The organism is Xanthomonas hyacinthi (assembly GCF_009769165.1).
Lineage (GTDB): Bacteria > Pseudomonadota > Gammaproteobacteria > Xanthomonadales > Xanthomonadaceae > Xanthomonas_A > Xanthomonas_A hyacinthi.
The window spans coordinates 1,805,001-1,820,397 of record NZ_CP043476.1 but is presented as its reverse complement, the minus strand read 5'-3'; the positions used below and the strand labels follow the sequence as shown (position 1 = coordinate 1,820,397).

Genomic DNA, 15,397 nt, shown 5'->3' with positions numbered 1-15,397 from the left:
GACGGTCGCAAGGAATGCAGGAGACGTCGCTTCTCCCCATTCCCATTTCCCGATTCCCCACTCCTAGCCCTACTGCGCCTTGATCGCGATCGCCGGCAGGCCGCTGCCGGTCAGCTTCTGCTTGGCCGCGGCCAGTTCGCTGGCGGTGCCGTAGGGCCCCATGCGCACGCGGTAGACGGTCTTGCCGCTGATCTGCGCCGACTCCACGCGCGCCGACAGGCCGAGCATCGCCAGCTTGGCCTTGGTCGATTCGGCATCGCCGGAGGCGCCGAACGAACCGGCCTGCAGGATGTAGCGGGTGGTGTCCGGCGCGGCGGCGGCAGCCGCTGCGGGTGCGACCGACGCCGTGGCCGGCTTGGTCGCCGTGGCCACGGTGTTGGCCGGTGCGCTGGCGGTGGCGGTTTCCGGTAGCGGCGTCGGATTGGACGCTGCCGCCGTCTTTGCCGGCGCGGTGGTGGCGGTCGCAGTCGCCGGCGTGGCGGCGGCCTGCGGCGCGCGTGCCTGGCGGGCGGCTTCGGCGCGTGCGCTGGCGGCCAGCTCGGCGTCGGACATCCGCACTTCCTTGCCGGGCAGCAAGGTGTAGAAGTCGTACTGGGTCTGCGCGTCCTTCTTGCCATCCTTGGCGTCGGGCTTGGTGCTGCCGGCCGCCGCCGCTGCCGGCCTGGGCAGCTCCGGCGCCGCGTCCACATCGGCATCGGCCACCGGCGCCGGCTGCGCGTCGGGGTTGGCGCGCGGGCCGCCCACACGCAGGAACCCGTCGCCGTCCTTCTTGAACAGGCCGGGCGCTGCCAGGAACACCACCGCCGCGATCGCCACGCCGGCGATCAGCCACACCCATCCGGGCGTGCCGTTGCCGCTGTTGCGCCGCGCCTGGGTCTTACCGCGTCGTGCTGCCATCTACCGCTTCTCCACTCACATTTTTTCCGGGGCGGAAACGCCCAGGAGGTTCAGGCCGTTCGCCAGCACTCGCTGCGCCGCCACGGCCAGGGTCAACCTGGCGTTGCGCTCGCCCGCATCGTCCACAAGCACCGGGGTGCCGTGGTACCAGGTGTGGAACGCGGTCGCCAGTTCGCGCAGGTATTGCGCGATCAGGTGCGGCTCCAGCACCTGTCCCGCATTCTCCACCACTTCCGGGTAGCGCGAGAGTTCCAGCATCAGGTCCAGCGAGGCAGCATCATTCAGCCGGTTCAGCTGGCCCAGGCCGTCGGCCTGGTCGTAGTCCAGCTGCTTCTCCTGCGCCTGGCGCAGCAGGCTGCACACCCGGGCATGCGCGTACTGCACATAGAACACCGGGTTGTCGTTGCTCTGCTGGCGCGCCAGGTCGATGTCGAAGGTCAGCTGCGAATCTGGCTTGCGCGCGATCAGGAACCAGCGCGTGGCGTCGCGGCCGGCTTCCTCGATCAGGTCGCGCAGGGTCAGGTAGCTGCCGGCGCGCTTGGACAGCTTCACTTCCTCGCCGCCGCGCATCACCGTGACCATCTGGTGCAGCACGTACTCGGGCCAGCCCCTGGGAATGCCCAGGTCCATCGCCTGCAGGCCGGCGCGCACCCGCGCCAGCGAGCCGTGGTGGTCGGCGCCCAGTTCGGTGATCGCGCGCACGTAGCCGCGCTGCCACTTGCTCAGGTGATAGGCCACGTCCGGCACGAAATAGGTGTAGCTGCCGTCGGACTTGCGCATCACGCGGTCCTTGTCGTCGCCGAAATCGGTCGATTTCAGCCACAGCGCGCCGCCTTCCTCGTAGGTGTGGCCGGAGGCGACCAGTTTCTGCACCGCCTCTTCGACCTTGCCGTCGCGGTACAGCGAGCTTTCCAGGAAGTAGATGTCGAAGTCCACGCCGAACGCGGCCAGGTCGTGGTTCTGCTCGTTGCGCAGGTAGGCCACGGCGAAGCGGCGGATCGCCTCCAGGTCGTTCGGATCCTTGGAACCGGTGACCAGATGGCCTTCCAGGTCCACCGCGTCGCCGGCCAGGTAGGCGTTGGCCACGTCCTGGATGTAGTCGCCGCGGTAGCCTTCTTCCGGCCAGTCGGGGCTGTCGGGGGTCTTGCCCTGCGCGCGCGCCTGCACCGAGCGCGCCAGGTTCTCGATCTGCCCGCCGCCGTCGTTGTAGTAGAACTCGCGCTTGACGTTCCAGCCATTGGCCTCGAGCAGCCGCGCCAGGCAGTCGCCGATCGCCGCGGCGCGGCCGTGGCCCACGTGCAGCGGGCCGGTCGGATTGGCCGAGACGTATTCCACGCCCACGGTGCGGCCATTGCCGACCAGGCTGCGGCCGTAGTCCTCGCCCTGCTTGATCACCGCCAGCACTTCGCGCTGATAGGCGCCGGGGCCGAGGTGGAAGTTGATGAAGCCGGGGCCGGCGATCTCGACCCGGGTCACCTCGTCGCTGGCCGGCAGCGCGGCGACCAGCTGCTGCGCCAGCGCGCGTGGATTGCCGCGCGCGGTCCTGGCCAGCAGCATCGCCGCGTTGGTGGCGAAGTCGCCGTGCTCGCGGGTCTTGGGCCGCTCGACCACGAAGTCCGGCGGCAAGGTGTCGGCCGGCAGGCTGCCGTTGGCGCGCAAGGCTTCGATGCCTTGACCGATCAGGGCGCGGAGTTGGGATTTCACGTGATCATCTGCTTGAAGCGCGGAACCGGCGATTTTACCCGACCCGCCGCCTCCCGGCCCGTGCCGGGTTCAGCCCGACCTCAGGCCGTCGGGCGATGGCGGGATTCGGGCTCGGGGACCGGGCATTCGGGATGCGTGCAGACGCCGGGCGCCTCCCCGGCGCCTGGCGCGTGGTCCGCGGTTCAGGCCCAGCCGCGCGCGGCCATCGATACCGGCATGCCGTCGCCGACGATGAAATGGTCCAGCAGGCGGATGTCCACCAGCCCCAGCGCCTGTTTCAGGCGATGGGTGACGGCGCGGTCGGCGGGCGAGGGCTCCGGGTTCCCGGACGGGTGGTTGTGGCCGATGATCACCGCCGCCGCGTTGTGCGCCAGCGCGCGCCGCACCACTTCGCGCGGATGCACCTCGGTGCCGTCCAGGGTGCCCTGGAACAGCTCCTCGAACGCCAGCGAGCGGTGCTTCGTATCCAGGAACAGCACCGCGAACACCTCGTGCGGCTGCGCCCGCAACCGCTGCGCGAAGTAGCGGCCGGCTGCACCCGGGTCGGTCAGGGTGGTGCCGCGTTCCAGTTCGGCGGCCAGATGGCGCTGGCCCAGCTCCAGCGCGGCCGACAGCCTGCAGGCCCGTGCCGGGCCGAGTCCGGGCAGGCTGACCAGGTCGCGGGGCGGGCGGTCGAGCAGCGTGCGCAGCGGGCCGTGCCGCTGCAGCAGGTCGCGCGAAGTGCGGACCGCGTCGCTGCCGGGCAGGCCGGAACCGAGGAAGATCGCCAGCAGTTCGGCGTCGGAGAGGGCCCGGGCGCCGCGTGCCAGCAGCTTTTCCCGGGGGCGTTCGTCGCAGGGCCAGTCGGATATGTGCATATCGCCAGATTGGCGGGCGATATGGCGCAACGGTATCAGGGCCGCAAAGGGCCATCGGGTAAGCTAATCGTTCTTGCATGGGTAGGACATTCCCGACGTGACCGGTACTTTCGAGGGGCCCCTGCAGGGGAGGCGTGTGCTGTTGTGCGTGGGCGGCGGCATCGCCGCCTACAAGGCGCTGGAGCTGGTGCGGCGGCTGCGCGAGGCCGGCGCCGAGGTGCAGGTGGCGATGACCGCCGGCGCGCAGCAGTTCGTCACCCCGCTGAGCTTCCAGGCGCTGTCCGCGCACCCGACCCGCACCAGCCTGTGGGACAGCGCCGCCGAGCAGGCGATGGGCCACCTGGAACTGGCGCGCTGGGCCGACCGCGTGGTGGTGGCGCCGGCCACCGCCGACCTGCTGGCGCGGCTCGCCCACGGCCTGGCCGACGACCTGGTGAGCACGCTGTGCCTGGCCACCGCCGCGCCGCTGACCGTGTGTCCGGCGATGAACCACCGCATGTGGTTGCACCCCGCCACCCTGGCCAATGTCGCCACGCTGCGCCAGCGCGGCGCCAGCGTGGTCGGGCCGAACGACGGGCCGCTGGCCGAAGGCGAGTCCGGTCCCGGGCGCCTGGCCGAGCCGGAGGAGATCGTCGCCGCGCTGGCCGGCGGCCGCGCCGCGGTCGCGCACGCGCCTGCCGCGGCGCCGGCAACGGTCGCCGCCGGCACCGCGGCCGGCGCGCTCAGCGGCTTGCGCCTGCTGATCAGCGCCGGCCCGACCTACGAGGACCTGGATCCGGTGCGCTACCTCGGCAACCGCAGCAGCGGCAAGATGGGCTACGCCCTGGCCGGCGTGGCCGCGCGGCAGGGCGCGGCGGTGGTGCTGGTCAGCGGCCCGGTGCAGCTGCCCACGCCCGACGGCGTGCAGCGCATCGACGTGCGCTCGGCGGCGCAGATGCGCGAAGCGGTGCTGGGCGCGCTACCGGCCGACATCTACATCGGCACCGCCGCGGTCGCCGACTACACGCCCAGGCAGGTCGCCGCGCAGAAGATCAAGAAGAGCGGCGACGTGCTGACCCTGGAGCTGGTGCGCACCCCGGACATCCTGGCCGAGGTCGCCGCGCAGACCCAGGCGCTGAAGCTGGTGGTCGGCTTCGCCGCCGAGACCCACGACATCGAGCGCTACGCGCGTGGCAAACTCAACGACAAGCACCTGGACCTGATCATCGCCAACCAGGTGGGGGTGGCCGGCAACGGCTTCGAAAGCGACCACAATGCGGCCACCGCCTACTGGCAGCAGGGCGCGCGCAGCTTCCCGGCCGTGTCCAAGGCGCAACTGGCCGAACAATTGCTGGCCCTGATCGCGGAGCGACTGCACGCATGACCATCCTCACGCCGTACCCGCTGCAGGTCAAACTGCTCGACCCGCGCTTCGGCGACAGCTGGCCGCTGCCGGACTACGCCACCGAGGCCAGCGCCGGGCTCGATCTGCGCGCGGCCACCGAGGCGCCGCTGACCCTGGCGCCGGGCGATACCGCGCTGATCCCCAGCGGGCTGTCCATCTACATCGCCGATCCGCAGCTGTGCGCGGTGGTGCTGCCGCGTTCCGGGCTGGGCCATCGCCACGGCATCGTGCTCGGCAACGGCACCGGCCTGATCGATGCCGACTACCAGGGACCGCTGCTGATCAGCGTCTGGAACCGCGGCCGCGAGCCGTTCACCATCGCCCCCGGCGACCGCATCGCGCAGCTGGTGGTGATGCCGGTCGTGCGCGTTGCCCTGCAGGTGGTGGATACTTTCGCCGACAGCGCCAGGGGAACGGGTGGATTCGGCCATACCGGAGTGCGCTGACAGGGGATCGTCTGCATGAGCGAGGCAACACAACGGCGGCCGGCGCCGGACGGTTTGCGCAAGGCGGCGCCGCTGCTGGCGCTGCTGCTGGCCGTGTTGGCCGCGTGGTTCGGCTGGAGCGGCGCGCAGCAATGGCGCTACGAACACAGCGCCACGGAACTGCAGCAGGCGCGCGACGCGGCCGTGGCACAGACCGCGCAGGCGCTGGCGGCCGCCGCCAAGCGCTTCGCCGCGCAACTGCAGCAGCCCGCGGTGCAGGCCGCCCTGGCGCGCGGCGACGCGACCACGGCCGCGCAGGCGCTGCGTGAGGGCTGGAAGGACGCGGAAGATGCGCAAGTGCTGCCCGGCGACCTGAGCGCCGGCTACGCCGACCTGGACCGTTTCGGCTATGGCCGCCTGGCGCTGCTGGAAAAAGCGTTGCTGACCGACGCGGTCGCCAGCGCGGTGGTGCGCGACGGCGGCGGGCCGCGGCTGGGGCTGGCGGCGCCGGTGACCTTGGACACCGGCGCGGGCGTGGCCTACCTGCGCCTGCCGCTGCGCGTGCTGAGCGCATCGGTGGCGCAGGCCGCGGTCCCGGCCAGCGGCTACCTGGCGCTGCGCCAGGGCAGCTACGACGTGATCGGCGCCGGCGATACCGGCCTGGCCGACCATGGCGACGCGTTGTCGCGGCCGCTCGGCACGAGCGGGCTGCGGGTGGTCGCGGCCTTGCCCGATGCCGAGGCCGGCCCGCTCGGCCTGGGCGCGCTGCCGTCCCTGATCGTCGCCGGCCTGCTCGGTTTCCTGGCCCTGGCGGTGCTGCTGGCCGCGCGCGGGCGCCTGCCGCGGCCGCGCCGCGCCGACAAGCTCGCCGCTGGCGCCGAGCAGGAACCCACCCTGCGGCAGAGCCTGCAGCACCAGGAACCGCCGCCGCCGCCGCCGTTGCCCGAGGGCGAGACCGCGCCGGCCAGAGCGGTTCCGGCACTGACCGTGCCGGCCGCCATCTTCCGCGCCTACGACATCCGCGGCGTGGTCGGCCGCGACCTCAGCCCGCAGGTCGCCACGCTGATCGGCCAGGCGATCGGCGCGCTGATGCAGGAGCAGGGCTTGAACGACGTGGTGGTCGGCCGCGACGGCCGCCTGTCCGGCCCGGAACTGTCGGCGGCGCTGATCGAAGGCCTGCGCCGCGCCGGCTGCCACGTCACCGACATCGGCCTGGCGCCGACCCCGGTGGTGTACTTCGCCAGCTTCCACCTGCGCGCCGGCAGCTGCGTGGCAGTGACCGGCAGCCACAACCCGCCGGACTACAACGGCTTCAAGATCGTGGTCGGCGGCGAGACCCTGTCCGGCGCGGCGATCGCCGACCTGTACGCACGCATCAGCGAAGGCCGCCTGCCGAGCGCCGCCGAACCGGGGCGGCTGGAGCAGCGCGAGGTCGGCGACGACTACATCCAGCGCATCGCCGACGACGTGCAGCTGGACCGCCCGCTCAAGGTGGTGGCCGATGCCGGCAACGGCGTCGGCGGCGAACTGGCGCCGCGGCTGCTGGCGGCGATCGGCGCGGAGGTCATCCCGCTGTACTGCGACGTCGACGGCACCTTCCCCAACCACCACCCCGATCCCAGCGAGCCGCATAACCTGGAAGACCTGATCCAGACCGTGAAGCGCTTCGACGCCGACCTGGGCATCGCCTTCGATGGCGATGCCGACCGGCTCGGCGTGGTCACCAAGGAAGGCACGGTGATCCACCCCGACCGGCTGCTGATGCTGTTCGCCGCCGACGTGCTGCAGCGCAATCCCGGTGCGCTGGTGATCTACGACGTCAAATGCACCGGCAAGCTGTCCGACTACGTGCTGCGCAACGGCGGCAGCCCGATGGTGTGGAAGACCGGGCATTCGCTGATCAAGGCGAAGATGCGCGAGACCGACGCCGAGCTGGCCGGCGAGATGAGCGGCCACTTCTTCTTCAAGGAACGCTGGTACGGCTTCGACGACGGCCTGTATGCGGCGGCGCGGCTGCTGGAGATCCTGGCGCAGCGCGGGGAGAGCCCGTCCGAGGTGCTGGCCGAGCTGCCCGACAGCGTGTCCACGCCGGAGATCAAGCTGCCGCTGGCCGACGGGCAGGATGCGCATGCGCTGGTCGCGCAGCTGGTCGCTGTCGCGCAGCAGGAAGGCTCGGCGTTCGCGGCTGCGCGGCTGCTCACCATCGATGGTCTGCGCGCCGACTTCGCCGATGGCTGGGGCCTGGTGCGCGCGTCCAACACCACGCCGGTGCTGGTGCTGCGCTTCGAGGCCGACACCAGCGCCGCACTGGAGCGGATCAAGGACCTGTTCCGCAGCCAGCTGCAGGCGCTGCTGCCGTCGCCGCTGCCGGGATTCTGAAGCGCCCGTCCGGCGAGCTGCCGCACGCGGCGACCACCGCCGGCGCCCGGTAACGAGCCCCCGGCGGGCACGCGCAATCCTGTAGGAGGAGCTTCGGCCCCGACTGCATCCGCAGCCGGTCAGGCGGTCAGGCATCCGTGCTTCGCTCGTCGCGATTGAAGTTGCTCTCACAAGACGCGCGAGCAGCGTGCTGGGTGCACTGTGGGCGGGGCGGGGCTTCAGCCCCGACATCCCTGCCGCCGCGACAGTGCGTCGCTGCCGGCCATCGCCTCTCGACGCGCGCCGCGCTCAGCCGCCGATCGCCGCCGCCGCCGTGCCTGGCCGCTTCGCCGCGCGATAGCGTTGCAGGGTGTCGTCGATTTCCTGATCCAGGCCGAGCCGCTGCTGCTCGAAATTCTTCTGCATGCGCAACTGCCACAGCAGCGCGCCATGCCGCTGCTGCACGTCCTCGACGATCTTGCCGGTCACCTTCTGCCCGGCCAGCTCGCGCGCGCCGCCGCTGGCGAGCAGGCCGACCAGGCTCTCGCGCAGGCTGTTGACGTTGTAGCGTGCGGTGTTGATGTTGTTGTCGACGATGCCGATACGCTCGGAGAACACCCGGCGCAGTTCCTCTTCGGTCTGGAACGACAGCAGCAGCGCCTGGTCGGTGCGCTTGCGCGTCTCCAGCGCCGCCTGGTCGGCGCGCTGCTGCGCGGCATCGACGGCGGCCGCGGCGCGTTCCTCGGCGCTCAGCGCGCGGCCGACCGCGCCGCTGCGCAGTCCGCTCGTGGCGTTGAATTCGTCGCGCGCCTGGTTCACCGCTTCCGGCGGCAGCGCATCGCTGCACACGCGCTGCCCGCCCTGGTTCCAGCAGTACAGTTTCTTGGACGGCGCCGGCTGCGCCGCGGCCGGCAATGCAATCAGCGCGAACAGGACGCGCAAGGCGCGGCCGCATGGTCGTTGGATCGGCATCGTGGCAGCCCCCTGCTGTCAGTCTGACGGATCGCAGCCGTAGCGTGCCCGGTAGGCCAGCAGCGGTTCGCGGAAGCCGACAAGGTCCGCGTTTCCATCGATGAATGCAAGCAGATCGCCCAGGTGCGCGACCGACACCACAGGAATGCCGGTCTCGGCCGCCACCGCCTGCGCCGCCGAGCGCCGGTCGTGCTCGGCGGCGATCTCCTGGCGGTCCAGCGCGACCAGGATCGCCGCCGGGAGACCGCCGGCCTCGCGGATGATGGCCAGCGCCTCGCGGATCGCGGTGCCGGCGGTGATCACGTCGTCCACGATCAGCACCCGGCGCCCGGCCAGCGGCGCGCCGATCAGGCTGCCGCCTTCGCCATGGGTCTTGGCTTCCTTGCGATTGAACGCCAGCGGCAGGTTGCGGTCGCGCTGCGCATACTCGCAGGCCAGCGCGGTCGCCAGCGGGATGCCCTTGTAGGCCGGGCCGAACAGCAGGTCGAAGTCGAGCCCGGCCGCGTCGGCCGCATCGGCGTAGCATGCCGCCAGGCGCACCATCGCGGTCCCGGCATCGAAGCGCCCGGCATTGAAGAAATAGGGGCTGATGCGCCCGGACTTCAGCGTGAACTCGCCGAAGCGCAGCGCCTGCGCGTCCAGCGCCAATTGCAGGAAACGTTGCCGGTAGTCGGTCATTGGGGGCCGGGAATGGGGAAAGGGGAATAGGGAATGGCTAAAAGCATAGCGGTTGTTCCGTCTTCGCGGTCTCGCTGGGGTACGCTTTGCCGATTCTCCATTCCCCTTTCCCCATTCCCGGCTCTCCATGCGCATCATCAGCTTCAACGCCAACGGCCTGCGTTCGGCCGCCACCAAGGGCTTCTTCGAGTGGTTCGCCACGCAGCACGCCGACGTGCTGTGCGTGCAGGAAACCAAGGCGCAGGAGCATCAACTGGCCGGGCCGGCGTTCCTGCCGGAGGGGTACCGGGTCTGGTTCCGCGATGCCAGCACCAAGAAGGGCTACAGCGGCGTGGCCATCTACAGCAAGCGCGAGCCGGACGAGGTGCGCACCGCGCTGGGCTGGCCCGAGTTCGACGAGGAAGGCCGCTACCTGGAAGCGCGCTTCGGCAACCTGAGCGTGGTCTCGTTCTACATTCCCTCCGGCGCGTCGGGCGAACTGCGCCAGGGCTACAAGTTCCAGGTCATGGACTGGCTGCGGCCGATCCTGGCCGAATGGCTGGCCAGCGGCCGCGACTACGTGCTGTGCGGCGACTGGAACATCGTGCGCTCGGCGCTGGACATCAAGAACTGGAAGTCCAACCAGAAGAATTCCGGCTGCCTGCCGGCCGAGCGCGACTGGCTCAACGGCCTGTGCGCCGACCGCGCCGAAGACGCCGATCCGGCCAGCGGCCGCGGCTGGGTCGACGCCTACCGCGCGCTGCACCCGGACGGCCAGGACTACACCTGGTGGAGCAACCGCGGCGCCGCGCGCGCCAACGACGTCGGTTGGCGCATCGACTACCAGTTCGCCACCCCGTCGCTGCGCGAGCGCCTGCAGGGCTGCGCGATCTACACCGCGCAGCGCTTCTCCGACCATGCGCCGTTCGTGGTGGACTACCGCGAATGAGCGGGACCGCGTCCGCGCCGGGGTCCTACAAGGGCTGGGCCGGGATCAAGCGCGCCTTCGCCACGCCGTCGGCGGCGACGATGGCGCTGCTCGGCTTCGGCAGCGGCCTGCCGTTCCTGCTGATCGCCTCGCAGACCCTGTCCACGCGCCTGCGCGACGTCGGCCTGGACCTGGGCAGCATCGGCCTGATCAGCCTGGCCAGCTTCTTCTATCTGCTCAAGTTCCTGTGGGCGCCGCTGCTGGACCGCTACCCGTTCCCGCTGGTCGCATTCCTGGGCCGGCGCCGCTCGTGGCTGCTGGTGTCGCAGCTGGGAGTCGCGATCGGCCTGGCCGCGCTGGCGCTGATGCGCCCGGAGCTGAGCGTCGGCGGCCTGGTGCTGTGGGTGCTGATCGCGTCCTTCGCCGGTGCCACCCAGGATTCGGTGGTCGATGCGTACCGGATCGAGATCGCCCCGGCGGCGGCGCAGGCCGCGCTCGCCGCGACCTACACCTTCGGCTACCGCATCGGCCTGATCCTGGCCGGCGCCGGTGCGCTGTACCTGGCCCAGTTCGGCGACTGGACCCTGGCCTACCTGGTCATGGCCGGGCTGATGCTGCTGCCGATCGCCACCACCTTGCTGTGCCGCGAACCGGAGGTGCCGGTGGCCACGGTGGTGCGCAAGATCGATGTGGTCGGCGCGTTCTGGCAGCCGATCTCCAGCTTCTTCGCCAGCAACGGCCTGGCCCTGGGCCTGGGGCTGCTGCTGTTCGTGGGCCTGTTCAAGTTCCCCGACCAGGTGATCGGGGTGATGGCCGGGCCGTTCTACCTGGATTCGGGCTTCAGCAAGGCCGACATCGCCACCGTCTCCAAGCTGTTCGGGGTGTGGATGGGCATCGCCGGCGCGTTCGCCGGCGGCCTGGCGGTGGCGGCGTTCGGCTTCCGGCGCATGCTGTTCGTCGCCGCGCTGGGCGTGGCGCTGTCGAACCTGGCGTTCCTGCTGATGGCCCAGCATCCGGGGCAGATCTGGTCGTTCTACGCCGCGCTCAGCGCCGACAACCTGTTCCAGGGCTTCGCCGGCACCGTGCTGGTCGCGTTCATGTCCTCGCTGACCGACCGCAACTTCACCGCCACCCAGTACGCGCTGCTGGTGTCGCTGGCCAACCTGCCGGGCAAGTTCGTCGGCGGCGCCTCCGGCTACATCGTCGAGGCCACCTCCTACAGCACCTTCTTCGTGCTCAGCGCGTTCACGGTGATCCCGACCCTGCTGCTGCTGGCCTGGCTGTGGCCGCGGATCCGCGAACAACCGGCGCCCGCTGCGGCGCCGGCCGATTGAAAGCCCGCCCGGACTTGCGGATGATGCACGGCGGCGCATGGGGTGCGCCGCCGTCCCTCCGGGAGTCCGCATGACCGATCTGCTGTTGCGCGACATCGACCCCATCCTGGTCGATCGGATTCGCCGCATCGCCGTGGCCCGCGGCTGGACCCAGCACCAGACCGTGCTCAACCTGATCGAGCAGGGTCTGTTCGCCAGCGAGCACGAAGTGCGCAGCGGCTTCGAGAACCCGGAAGTGGATGCCTTGTCCGACGCGATCGCGGCGTTGCGCGAACTGCCGGCCGGCGCCGGCTTCTGAGCGTCCGCCCCGGTGAGCCGGTTGCGGTCCGCTGTCGCGGTCAGGCCAGGTGGATCGCGCCGAGGATGCGCGGCCCGCGTGCGCCGCTGACCGAGGGCAGGTTGCCGGGCAAGCCGGCCAGGGTCTGCCGCGCCAGCCAGGCGAAGCCCATCGCTTCCACGTAGTCCGGATCCAGGCCCCGCGCCTGCGTGGACAGCACCTGCACGCCGGGCAGCCGCGCCTGCAGCCGCGCCAGCAACAGCGGGTTGTGCACGCCGCCGCCGCAGACCAGCAGTTGCCGGGTCGCCGGCTGCTGCGCCAGCAGCGCATCGGCCACGGTGGCCGCGGTCAGCTCCAGCAAGGTCGCCTGCACCGCCGCGGCCGGATGCGCGGCCGGCTCCAGTAGCGCATCCACCCAGTGCAGGTGGAACTGCTCGCGCCCGGTGCTCTTGGGCGGGGCCAGCGCGAACCAGGGATCGGCCAGCAGGCGCTGCAGCAGGCCTTCGTCGACCTGGCCGCTGGCGGCGAAGGCGCCGCCGGCATCGTAGGGCTGGCCCAGGTGGCGTTGGCACCAGGCATCGAGCAGCGCGTTGGCCGGGCCGGTGTCGAACCCGCGCACGCTGCCGTGCGCCGGCAGCAAGGTCAGGTTGCCGATCCCGCCCAGGTTCAGCACCGCGCGATCCTCGTGCGCCGCGCCGAGCATCGCCGCATGGAAGGCCGGCATCAGCGGCGCGCCATGGCCGCCGGCGGCGACGTCGCGGCGGCGGAAATCGCAGACCGTGGCGATCCCAGTCAGCTCGGCGATGCGGTTGCCGTCGCCCAGCTGCCAGGTGAAGGCGGGGTCGGCCAGCGGCCGATGGCGTACGGTCTGCCCGTGCGAGCCGATCGCGCGCACGGCCGCCGGCGCGACGCCGGCGTCCTCGAGCAGCTGCAGCGCGGCCTCGGCGAAGGCGATCGCCACTTGCGCATCGAGCCGGCCCAGCGTGTCCAGCGAATCGATCTCGCCGCCTTCGCCCAGCGCGATCAGCGCCGCGCGCTGGCGCGGTGCCCAGGGACAGGTGCGACCGAGGCGCAGCTGCGCCTGCCCCGCGCCATCGAAACGCACCAGCGCGGCATCGATGCCATCGGCGCTGGTACCGGACATCAGTCCCAGGAACAGGGACGCGTCGTCGAGTGCGGTCGGATCGGGCATGCGGCATCGGGTCCTGGCAACGGTCGGTAGCGCAGCGTGGGCGAGGTGCGGCGGCGCGTCAATCCACGCCGCCGGACGCGACCGCTGCGCGGCTCAGCCGGCGTCGCTGGACTGCGCCGGCCTGGCCGAGGCGACGACCTTCTTCTTCGCCGCTGCGTCGTTTTTCGTCGCCGCGGCGTCGGCGTAGATCAGCTTCTCCACGCGCTGGATGCGGGCCAGCGCCGGCGAGGTCTGCGCGCGGAACGCGACCAGTTCCGCACCGGCCAGCGGCGTCGGCGGCGGCATCGTCACCGACGCCGGGTTGCGCTGCACGCCGTCCACGCGGAATTCGTAGTGCAGGTGCGGGCCGCTGGCCAGGCCGGTCATGCCGACGAAGCCGATCACCGTGCCCTGGTTGATGCGCTGGCCGGGCTTGATCCCGCCGAAGCGCGACATGTGTCCGTACAGCGTGCTGTAGCCCTTGCCGTGGTCCAGGATCACCACGTTGCCGTAGCCGCGCTGGGTGCCGACGAACTGCACCCGCGCATCGCCGGCGGCCATGATCGGCGTACCCGACGGCGCCGCGTAGTCGATGCCCTTGTGCATGCGCATGGTGCCCAGCACCGGATGCTTGCGCGCGCCGAAGGTCGAGCTGATCCGGCTGTAGGACACCGGCATGCGGATGAAGCTCTTCTTCAGCGGCCGCCCGCCGACGTCGAAGTACTCGGCCGGCTTGCCGGCGCGCTCGAAGCGGAAGCCGCTGTAGGTCTTGCCGCGGGTGGTGAAGGTCGCGGCGAGGATCTTGCTGGTGTCGATCCGCTCGCCTTCGCGCCAGGTCTCGTCCATCACCACGCTGAAGCGGTCGCCCGGCTGCAGATCCTTGTCGAAGTCGATGTCGTACTTGAAGATCTCGTCGGTCATCGTCGCGATCGCCGACGGCGACAGCCCGGCCTTGCGCGCGGCCACGTACAGCGAAGCTGATCTCGCCGCTGATGACCGCGGTGCGGGTGCTGGTCTCGCGCTCGGTCACCTTCTCGCGGATGTCTTCGCCGAGCAGCGACAGTTCCACGCGGTGGGTGGCGTCGCGGTCGAAGCGGATCCCGCGCAGGCTGCCGGCCACCGGCAGGTCGAAGCCGATCTCGGCGCCGGGGCGCAGCTTGGTCAGCGCCGCGCGGGTGCCGGGGTGATCCAGCACCTGGTGCATCGCCGTGGCCGGGATGTCGAGCTGTTCGAACACCGCGCCCAGGGTCTGCCCGGGCTGGATCCGCACCACCTGCCAGCTGTCGCCGGCCACGCCCTGCTGCTGGGCCAGCGAGATCGGCGGCAACGGCAACGCCAGCGTCGCATGCGTGGTCTGCAGCGGCACGTCGATCGCGTTGGAGAAGCCAGGCACGATCGTGGCCAGCAGTGCGCCGATGGTGGCGAACAGGCTGGCGTGGATCCAATGGCGGCGCGTCCAGCGGCCGGTAGGCAAGTGTTGCGTCAACTGCCGATGCAGTGCGCTGTCGTGAAGGACATGGAGACGTTGCTGGAAGCGCTGCTTGCGCGCGCGTTCCTGTTCGCTTTCGCTGTTCTGCATCAAGGCTTCCTCATGAGTCCGAAGCGCGAACTCAAAACTCGGCTACCATAAACATCGAGCAACAGCGCGTCAAACCATTGAACCGGCTCAGGTTTTCGCCGGGCGCGCAGTTAACTTGCACTTAACGTCATTCATGTTGCCTGGATGCAACCCGTCGGAGTTCCGTTTTGTCCACGATTGAAGAGTCTCTTGCCCTGATCGGCCGCGGTGCCGACGAAATCCTCAAGCGCGAAGAGCTGGAAGCGCGCCTGCGCACGGGCCGCCCGCTGCGCGTCAAGGCCGGTTTCGACCCGACCGCGCCGGATCTGCACATCGGCCATACCGTGTTGCTGAACAAGATGCGCCAGTTCCAGCAGCTGGGCCATCAGGTGATTTTCCTGATCGGCGACTTCACCGGCATGATCGGCGACCCCAGCGGCAAGAACGTCACCCGCAAGCCGCTGACCCGCGAGGACGTGCTCGCCAATGCGCGCACCTACGAAGAGCAGGTGTTCAAGGTGCTGGATCGCGAACGCACCGAAGTGCGCTTCAACTCCGAATGGTTCGGGCAGATGAGCGCGGCCGACATGATCCGCCTGGCCGGCCAGCACACGGTGGCGCGCATGCTCGAGCGCGACGATTTCGCCAAGCGCTATGCCGCGCAGCAGCCCATCGCCATCCACGAATTCCTGTATCCGCTGGTGCAGGGCTACGATTCGGTGGCGCTGAAGGCCGACGTCGAGCTGGGCGGCACCGATCAGAAGTTCAACCTGCTGATGGGCCGCGGCCTGCAGGAGCACCGCGGGCAGCCGCCGCAGATCGTGCTGACCATGCCGCTGCTGGAGGGCCTGGACGGAGTCAACAAGATGTCCAAG

General features: G+C 70.6%; 13 protein-coding genes and 1 pseudogene (1 of these 14 running past the window's edge). 7 read left to right on the top strand and 7 right to left on the bottom strand.

Annotated elements, in window-relative coordinates:
• Positions 1 to 69 precede the first annotated feature (69 nt).
• The 3 genes from FZ025_RS08200 to radC form a co-directional block, all read right to left on the bottom strand.
• Positions 70 to 897 (bottom strand): SPOR domain-containing protein, encoded by an 828-nt coding sequence (locus FZ025_RS08200; protein WP_046977314.1) that lies wholly within the window; start codon positions 895 to 897, stop codon positions 70 to 72.
• A 15-nt stretch (positions 898 to 912) separates the two neighbouring features.
• Entirely contained in the window at positions 913 to 2,601 is a 1,689-nt protein-coding gene (gene argS / locus FZ025_RS08195) for an arginine--tRNA ligase (protein WP_046977315.1), read from the bottom strand.
• A 182-nt stretch (positions 2,602 to 2,783) separates the two neighbouring features.
• Positions 2,784 to 3,458, bottom strand: coding sequence for a RadC family protein (gene radC, locus FZ025_RS08190; RefSeq protein ID WP_046977316.1), 675 nt, complete (start codon positions 3,456 to 3,458; stop codon positions 2,784 to 2,786).
• A 97-nt stretch (positions 3,459 to 3,555) separates the two neighbouring features.
• Here radC and coaBC point away from each other — a divergent pair, with 97 nt between their 5' ends.
• From coaBC to FZ025_RS08175, 3 genes are read left to right on the top strand one after another with little or no spacing between them, the layout of a single operon-like run.
• A complete protein-coding gene (coaBC, locus tag FZ025_RS08185; RefSeq protein WP_104558893.1) occupies positions 3,556 to 4,821 on the top strand; it encodes a bifunctional phosphopantothenoylcysteine decarboxylase/phosphopantothenate--cysteine ligase CoaBC in 1,266 nt (421 codons plus the stop codon).
• Positions 4,818 to 5,288, top strand: a complete 471-nt coding sequence (gene dut / locus FZ025_RS08180; protein ID WP_046977318.1) for a dUTP diphosphatase — start codon at positions 4,818 to 4,820, stop codon at positions 5,286 to 5,288. Before coaBC ends, dut begins: the two co-directional genes overlap by 4 nt.
• 15 nt (positions 5,289 to 5,303) lie before the next feature.
• Positions 5,304 to 7,646, top strand: a complete 2,343-nt coding sequence (locus FZ025_RS08175) for a phosphomannomutase/phosphoglucomutase (protein WP_046977319.1) — start codon at positions 5,304 to 5,306, stop codon at positions 7,644 to 7,646.
• A 288-nt stretch (positions 7,647 to 7,934) separates the two neighbouring features.
• Here FZ025_RS08175 and FZ025_RS08170 read toward each other — a convergent pair whose 3' ends face one another.
• Both FZ025_RS08170 and pyrE read right to left on the bottom strand, forming a co-directional pair.
• The gene (locus FZ025_RS08170) at positions 7,935 to 8,597 is read right to left on the bottom strand and encodes a hypothetical protein (RefSeq protein WP_046977320.1); all 663 of its coding nucleotides are present in this window, start codon (positions 8,595 to 8,597) and stop codon (positions 7,935 to 7,937) included.
• An 18-nt stretch (positions 8,598 to 8,615) separates the two neighbouring features.
• On the bottom strand, positions 8,616 to 9,275 hold the full coding sequence (gene pyrE / locus FZ025_RS08165; protein ID WP_046977321.1) for an orotate phosphoribosyltransferase: 660 nt from the start codon (positions 9,273 to 9,275) through the stop codon (positions 8,616 to 8,618).
• A 127-nt stretch (positions 9,276 to 9,402) separates the two neighbouring features.
• Between pyrE and FZ025_RS08160 the strand changes: the two genes are divergently transcribed.
• The 3 genes from FZ025_RS08160 (at position 9,403) to FZ025_RS08150 (ending at position 11,814) form a co-directional block, all read left to right on the top strand.
• On the top strand, positions 9,403 to 10,203 hold the full coding sequence (locus FZ025_RS08160; protein ID WP_104558894.1) for an exodeoxyribonuclease III: 801 nt from the start codon (positions 9,403 to 9,405) through the stop codon (positions 10,201 to 10,203).
• A complete protein-coding gene (locus FZ025_RS08155; RefSeq protein WP_104558895.1) occupies positions 10,200 to 11,516 on the top strand; it encodes an AmpG family muropeptide MFS transporter in 1,317 nt (438 codons plus the stop codon). The genes FZ025_RS08160 and FZ025_RS08155 overlap by 4 nt, the downstream gene beginning before the upstream one ends.
• Before the next feature lie 70 nt (positions 11,517 to 11,586).
• On the top strand, positions 11,587 to 11,814 hold the full coding sequence (locus tag FZ025_RS08150; protein WP_104558896.1) for a hypothetical protein: 228 nt from the start codon (positions 11,587 to 11,589) through the stop codon (positions 11,812 to 11,814).
• Between the two features lie 40 nt (positions 11,815 to 11,854).
• On the opposite strand, the gene FZ025_RS08145 is transcribed toward FZ025_RS08150, so the two are convergent.
• Together FZ025_RS08145 and FZ025_RS08140 are read right to left on the bottom strand one after the other, a co-directional pair.
• Positions 11,855 to 12,985, bottom strand: coding sequence for an anhydro-N-acetylmuramic acid kinase (locus FZ025_RS08145; protein WP_104558897.1), 1,131 nt, complete (start codon positions 12,983 to 12,985; stop codon positions 11,855 to 11,857).
• Between the two features lie 93 nt (positions 12,986 to 13,078).
• Positions 13,079 to 14,543 (bottom strand): annotated as a pseudogene (locus FZ025_RS08140) (peptidoglycan DD-metalloendopeptidase family protein).
• Positions 14,544 to 14,710: 167 nt separating this feature from the next.
• Here FZ025_RS08140 and tyrS point away from each other — a divergent pair.
• Positions 14,711 to 15,397, top strand: the 5' portion of a protein-coding gene (gene tyrS / locus FZ025_RS08135; RefSeq protein ID WP_104558898.1) for a tyrosine--tRNA ligase. 525 nt of this gene lie beyond the right edge of the window; only the first 687 of its 1,212 coding nucleotides appear in the window; its start codon is at positions 14,711 to 14,713; the stop codon falls past the right edge of the window.

What these genes read in the sequence shown, in the direction of transcription:
- FZ025_RS08200 (WP_046977314.1), bottom strand. Translation starts at nt 897, where the DNA reads ATGGCAGCACGACGCGGTAAGACCCAGGCGCGGCGCAACAGCGGCAAC.
- radC (WP_046977316.1), bottom strand. Translation starts at nt 3,458, where the DNA reads ATGCACATATCCGACTGGCCCTGCGACGAACGCCCCCGGGAAAAGCTG.
- dut (WP_046977318.1), top strand. Translation starts at nt 4,818, where the DNA reads ATGACCATCCTCACGCCGTACCCGCTGCAGGTCAAACTGCTCGACCCG.
- FZ025_RS08175 (WP_046977319.1), top strand. Translation starts at nt 5,304, where the DNA reads ATGAGCGAGGCAACACAACGGCGGCCGGCGCCGGACGGTTTGCGCAAG.
- FZ025_RS08170 (WP_046977320.1), bottom strand. Translation starts at nt 8,597, where the DNA reads ATGCCGATCCAACGACCATGCGGCCGCGCCTTGCGCGTCCTGTTCGCG.
- pyrE (WP_046977321.1), bottom strand. Translation starts at nt 9,275, where the DNA reads ATGACCGACTACCGGCAACGTTTCCTGCAATTGGCGCTGGACGCGCAG.
- FZ025_RS08160 (WP_104558894.1), top strand. Translation starts at nt 9,403, where the DNA reads ATGCGCATCATCAGCTTCAACGCCAACGGCCTGCGTTCGGCCGCCACC.
- FZ025_RS08155 (WP_104558895.1), top strand. Translation starts at nt 10,200, where the DNA reads ATGAGCGGGACCGCGTCCGCGCCGGGGTCCTACAAGGGCTGGGCCGGG.
- FZ025_RS08150 (WP_104558896.1), top strand. Translation starts at nt 11,587, where the DNA reads ATGACCGATCTGCTGTTGCGCGACATCGACCCCATCCTGGTCGATCGG.
- FZ025_RS08145 (WP_104558897.1), bottom strand. Translation starts at nt 12,985, where the DNA reads ATGCCCGATCCGACCGCACTCGACGACGCGTCCCTGTTCCTGGGACTG.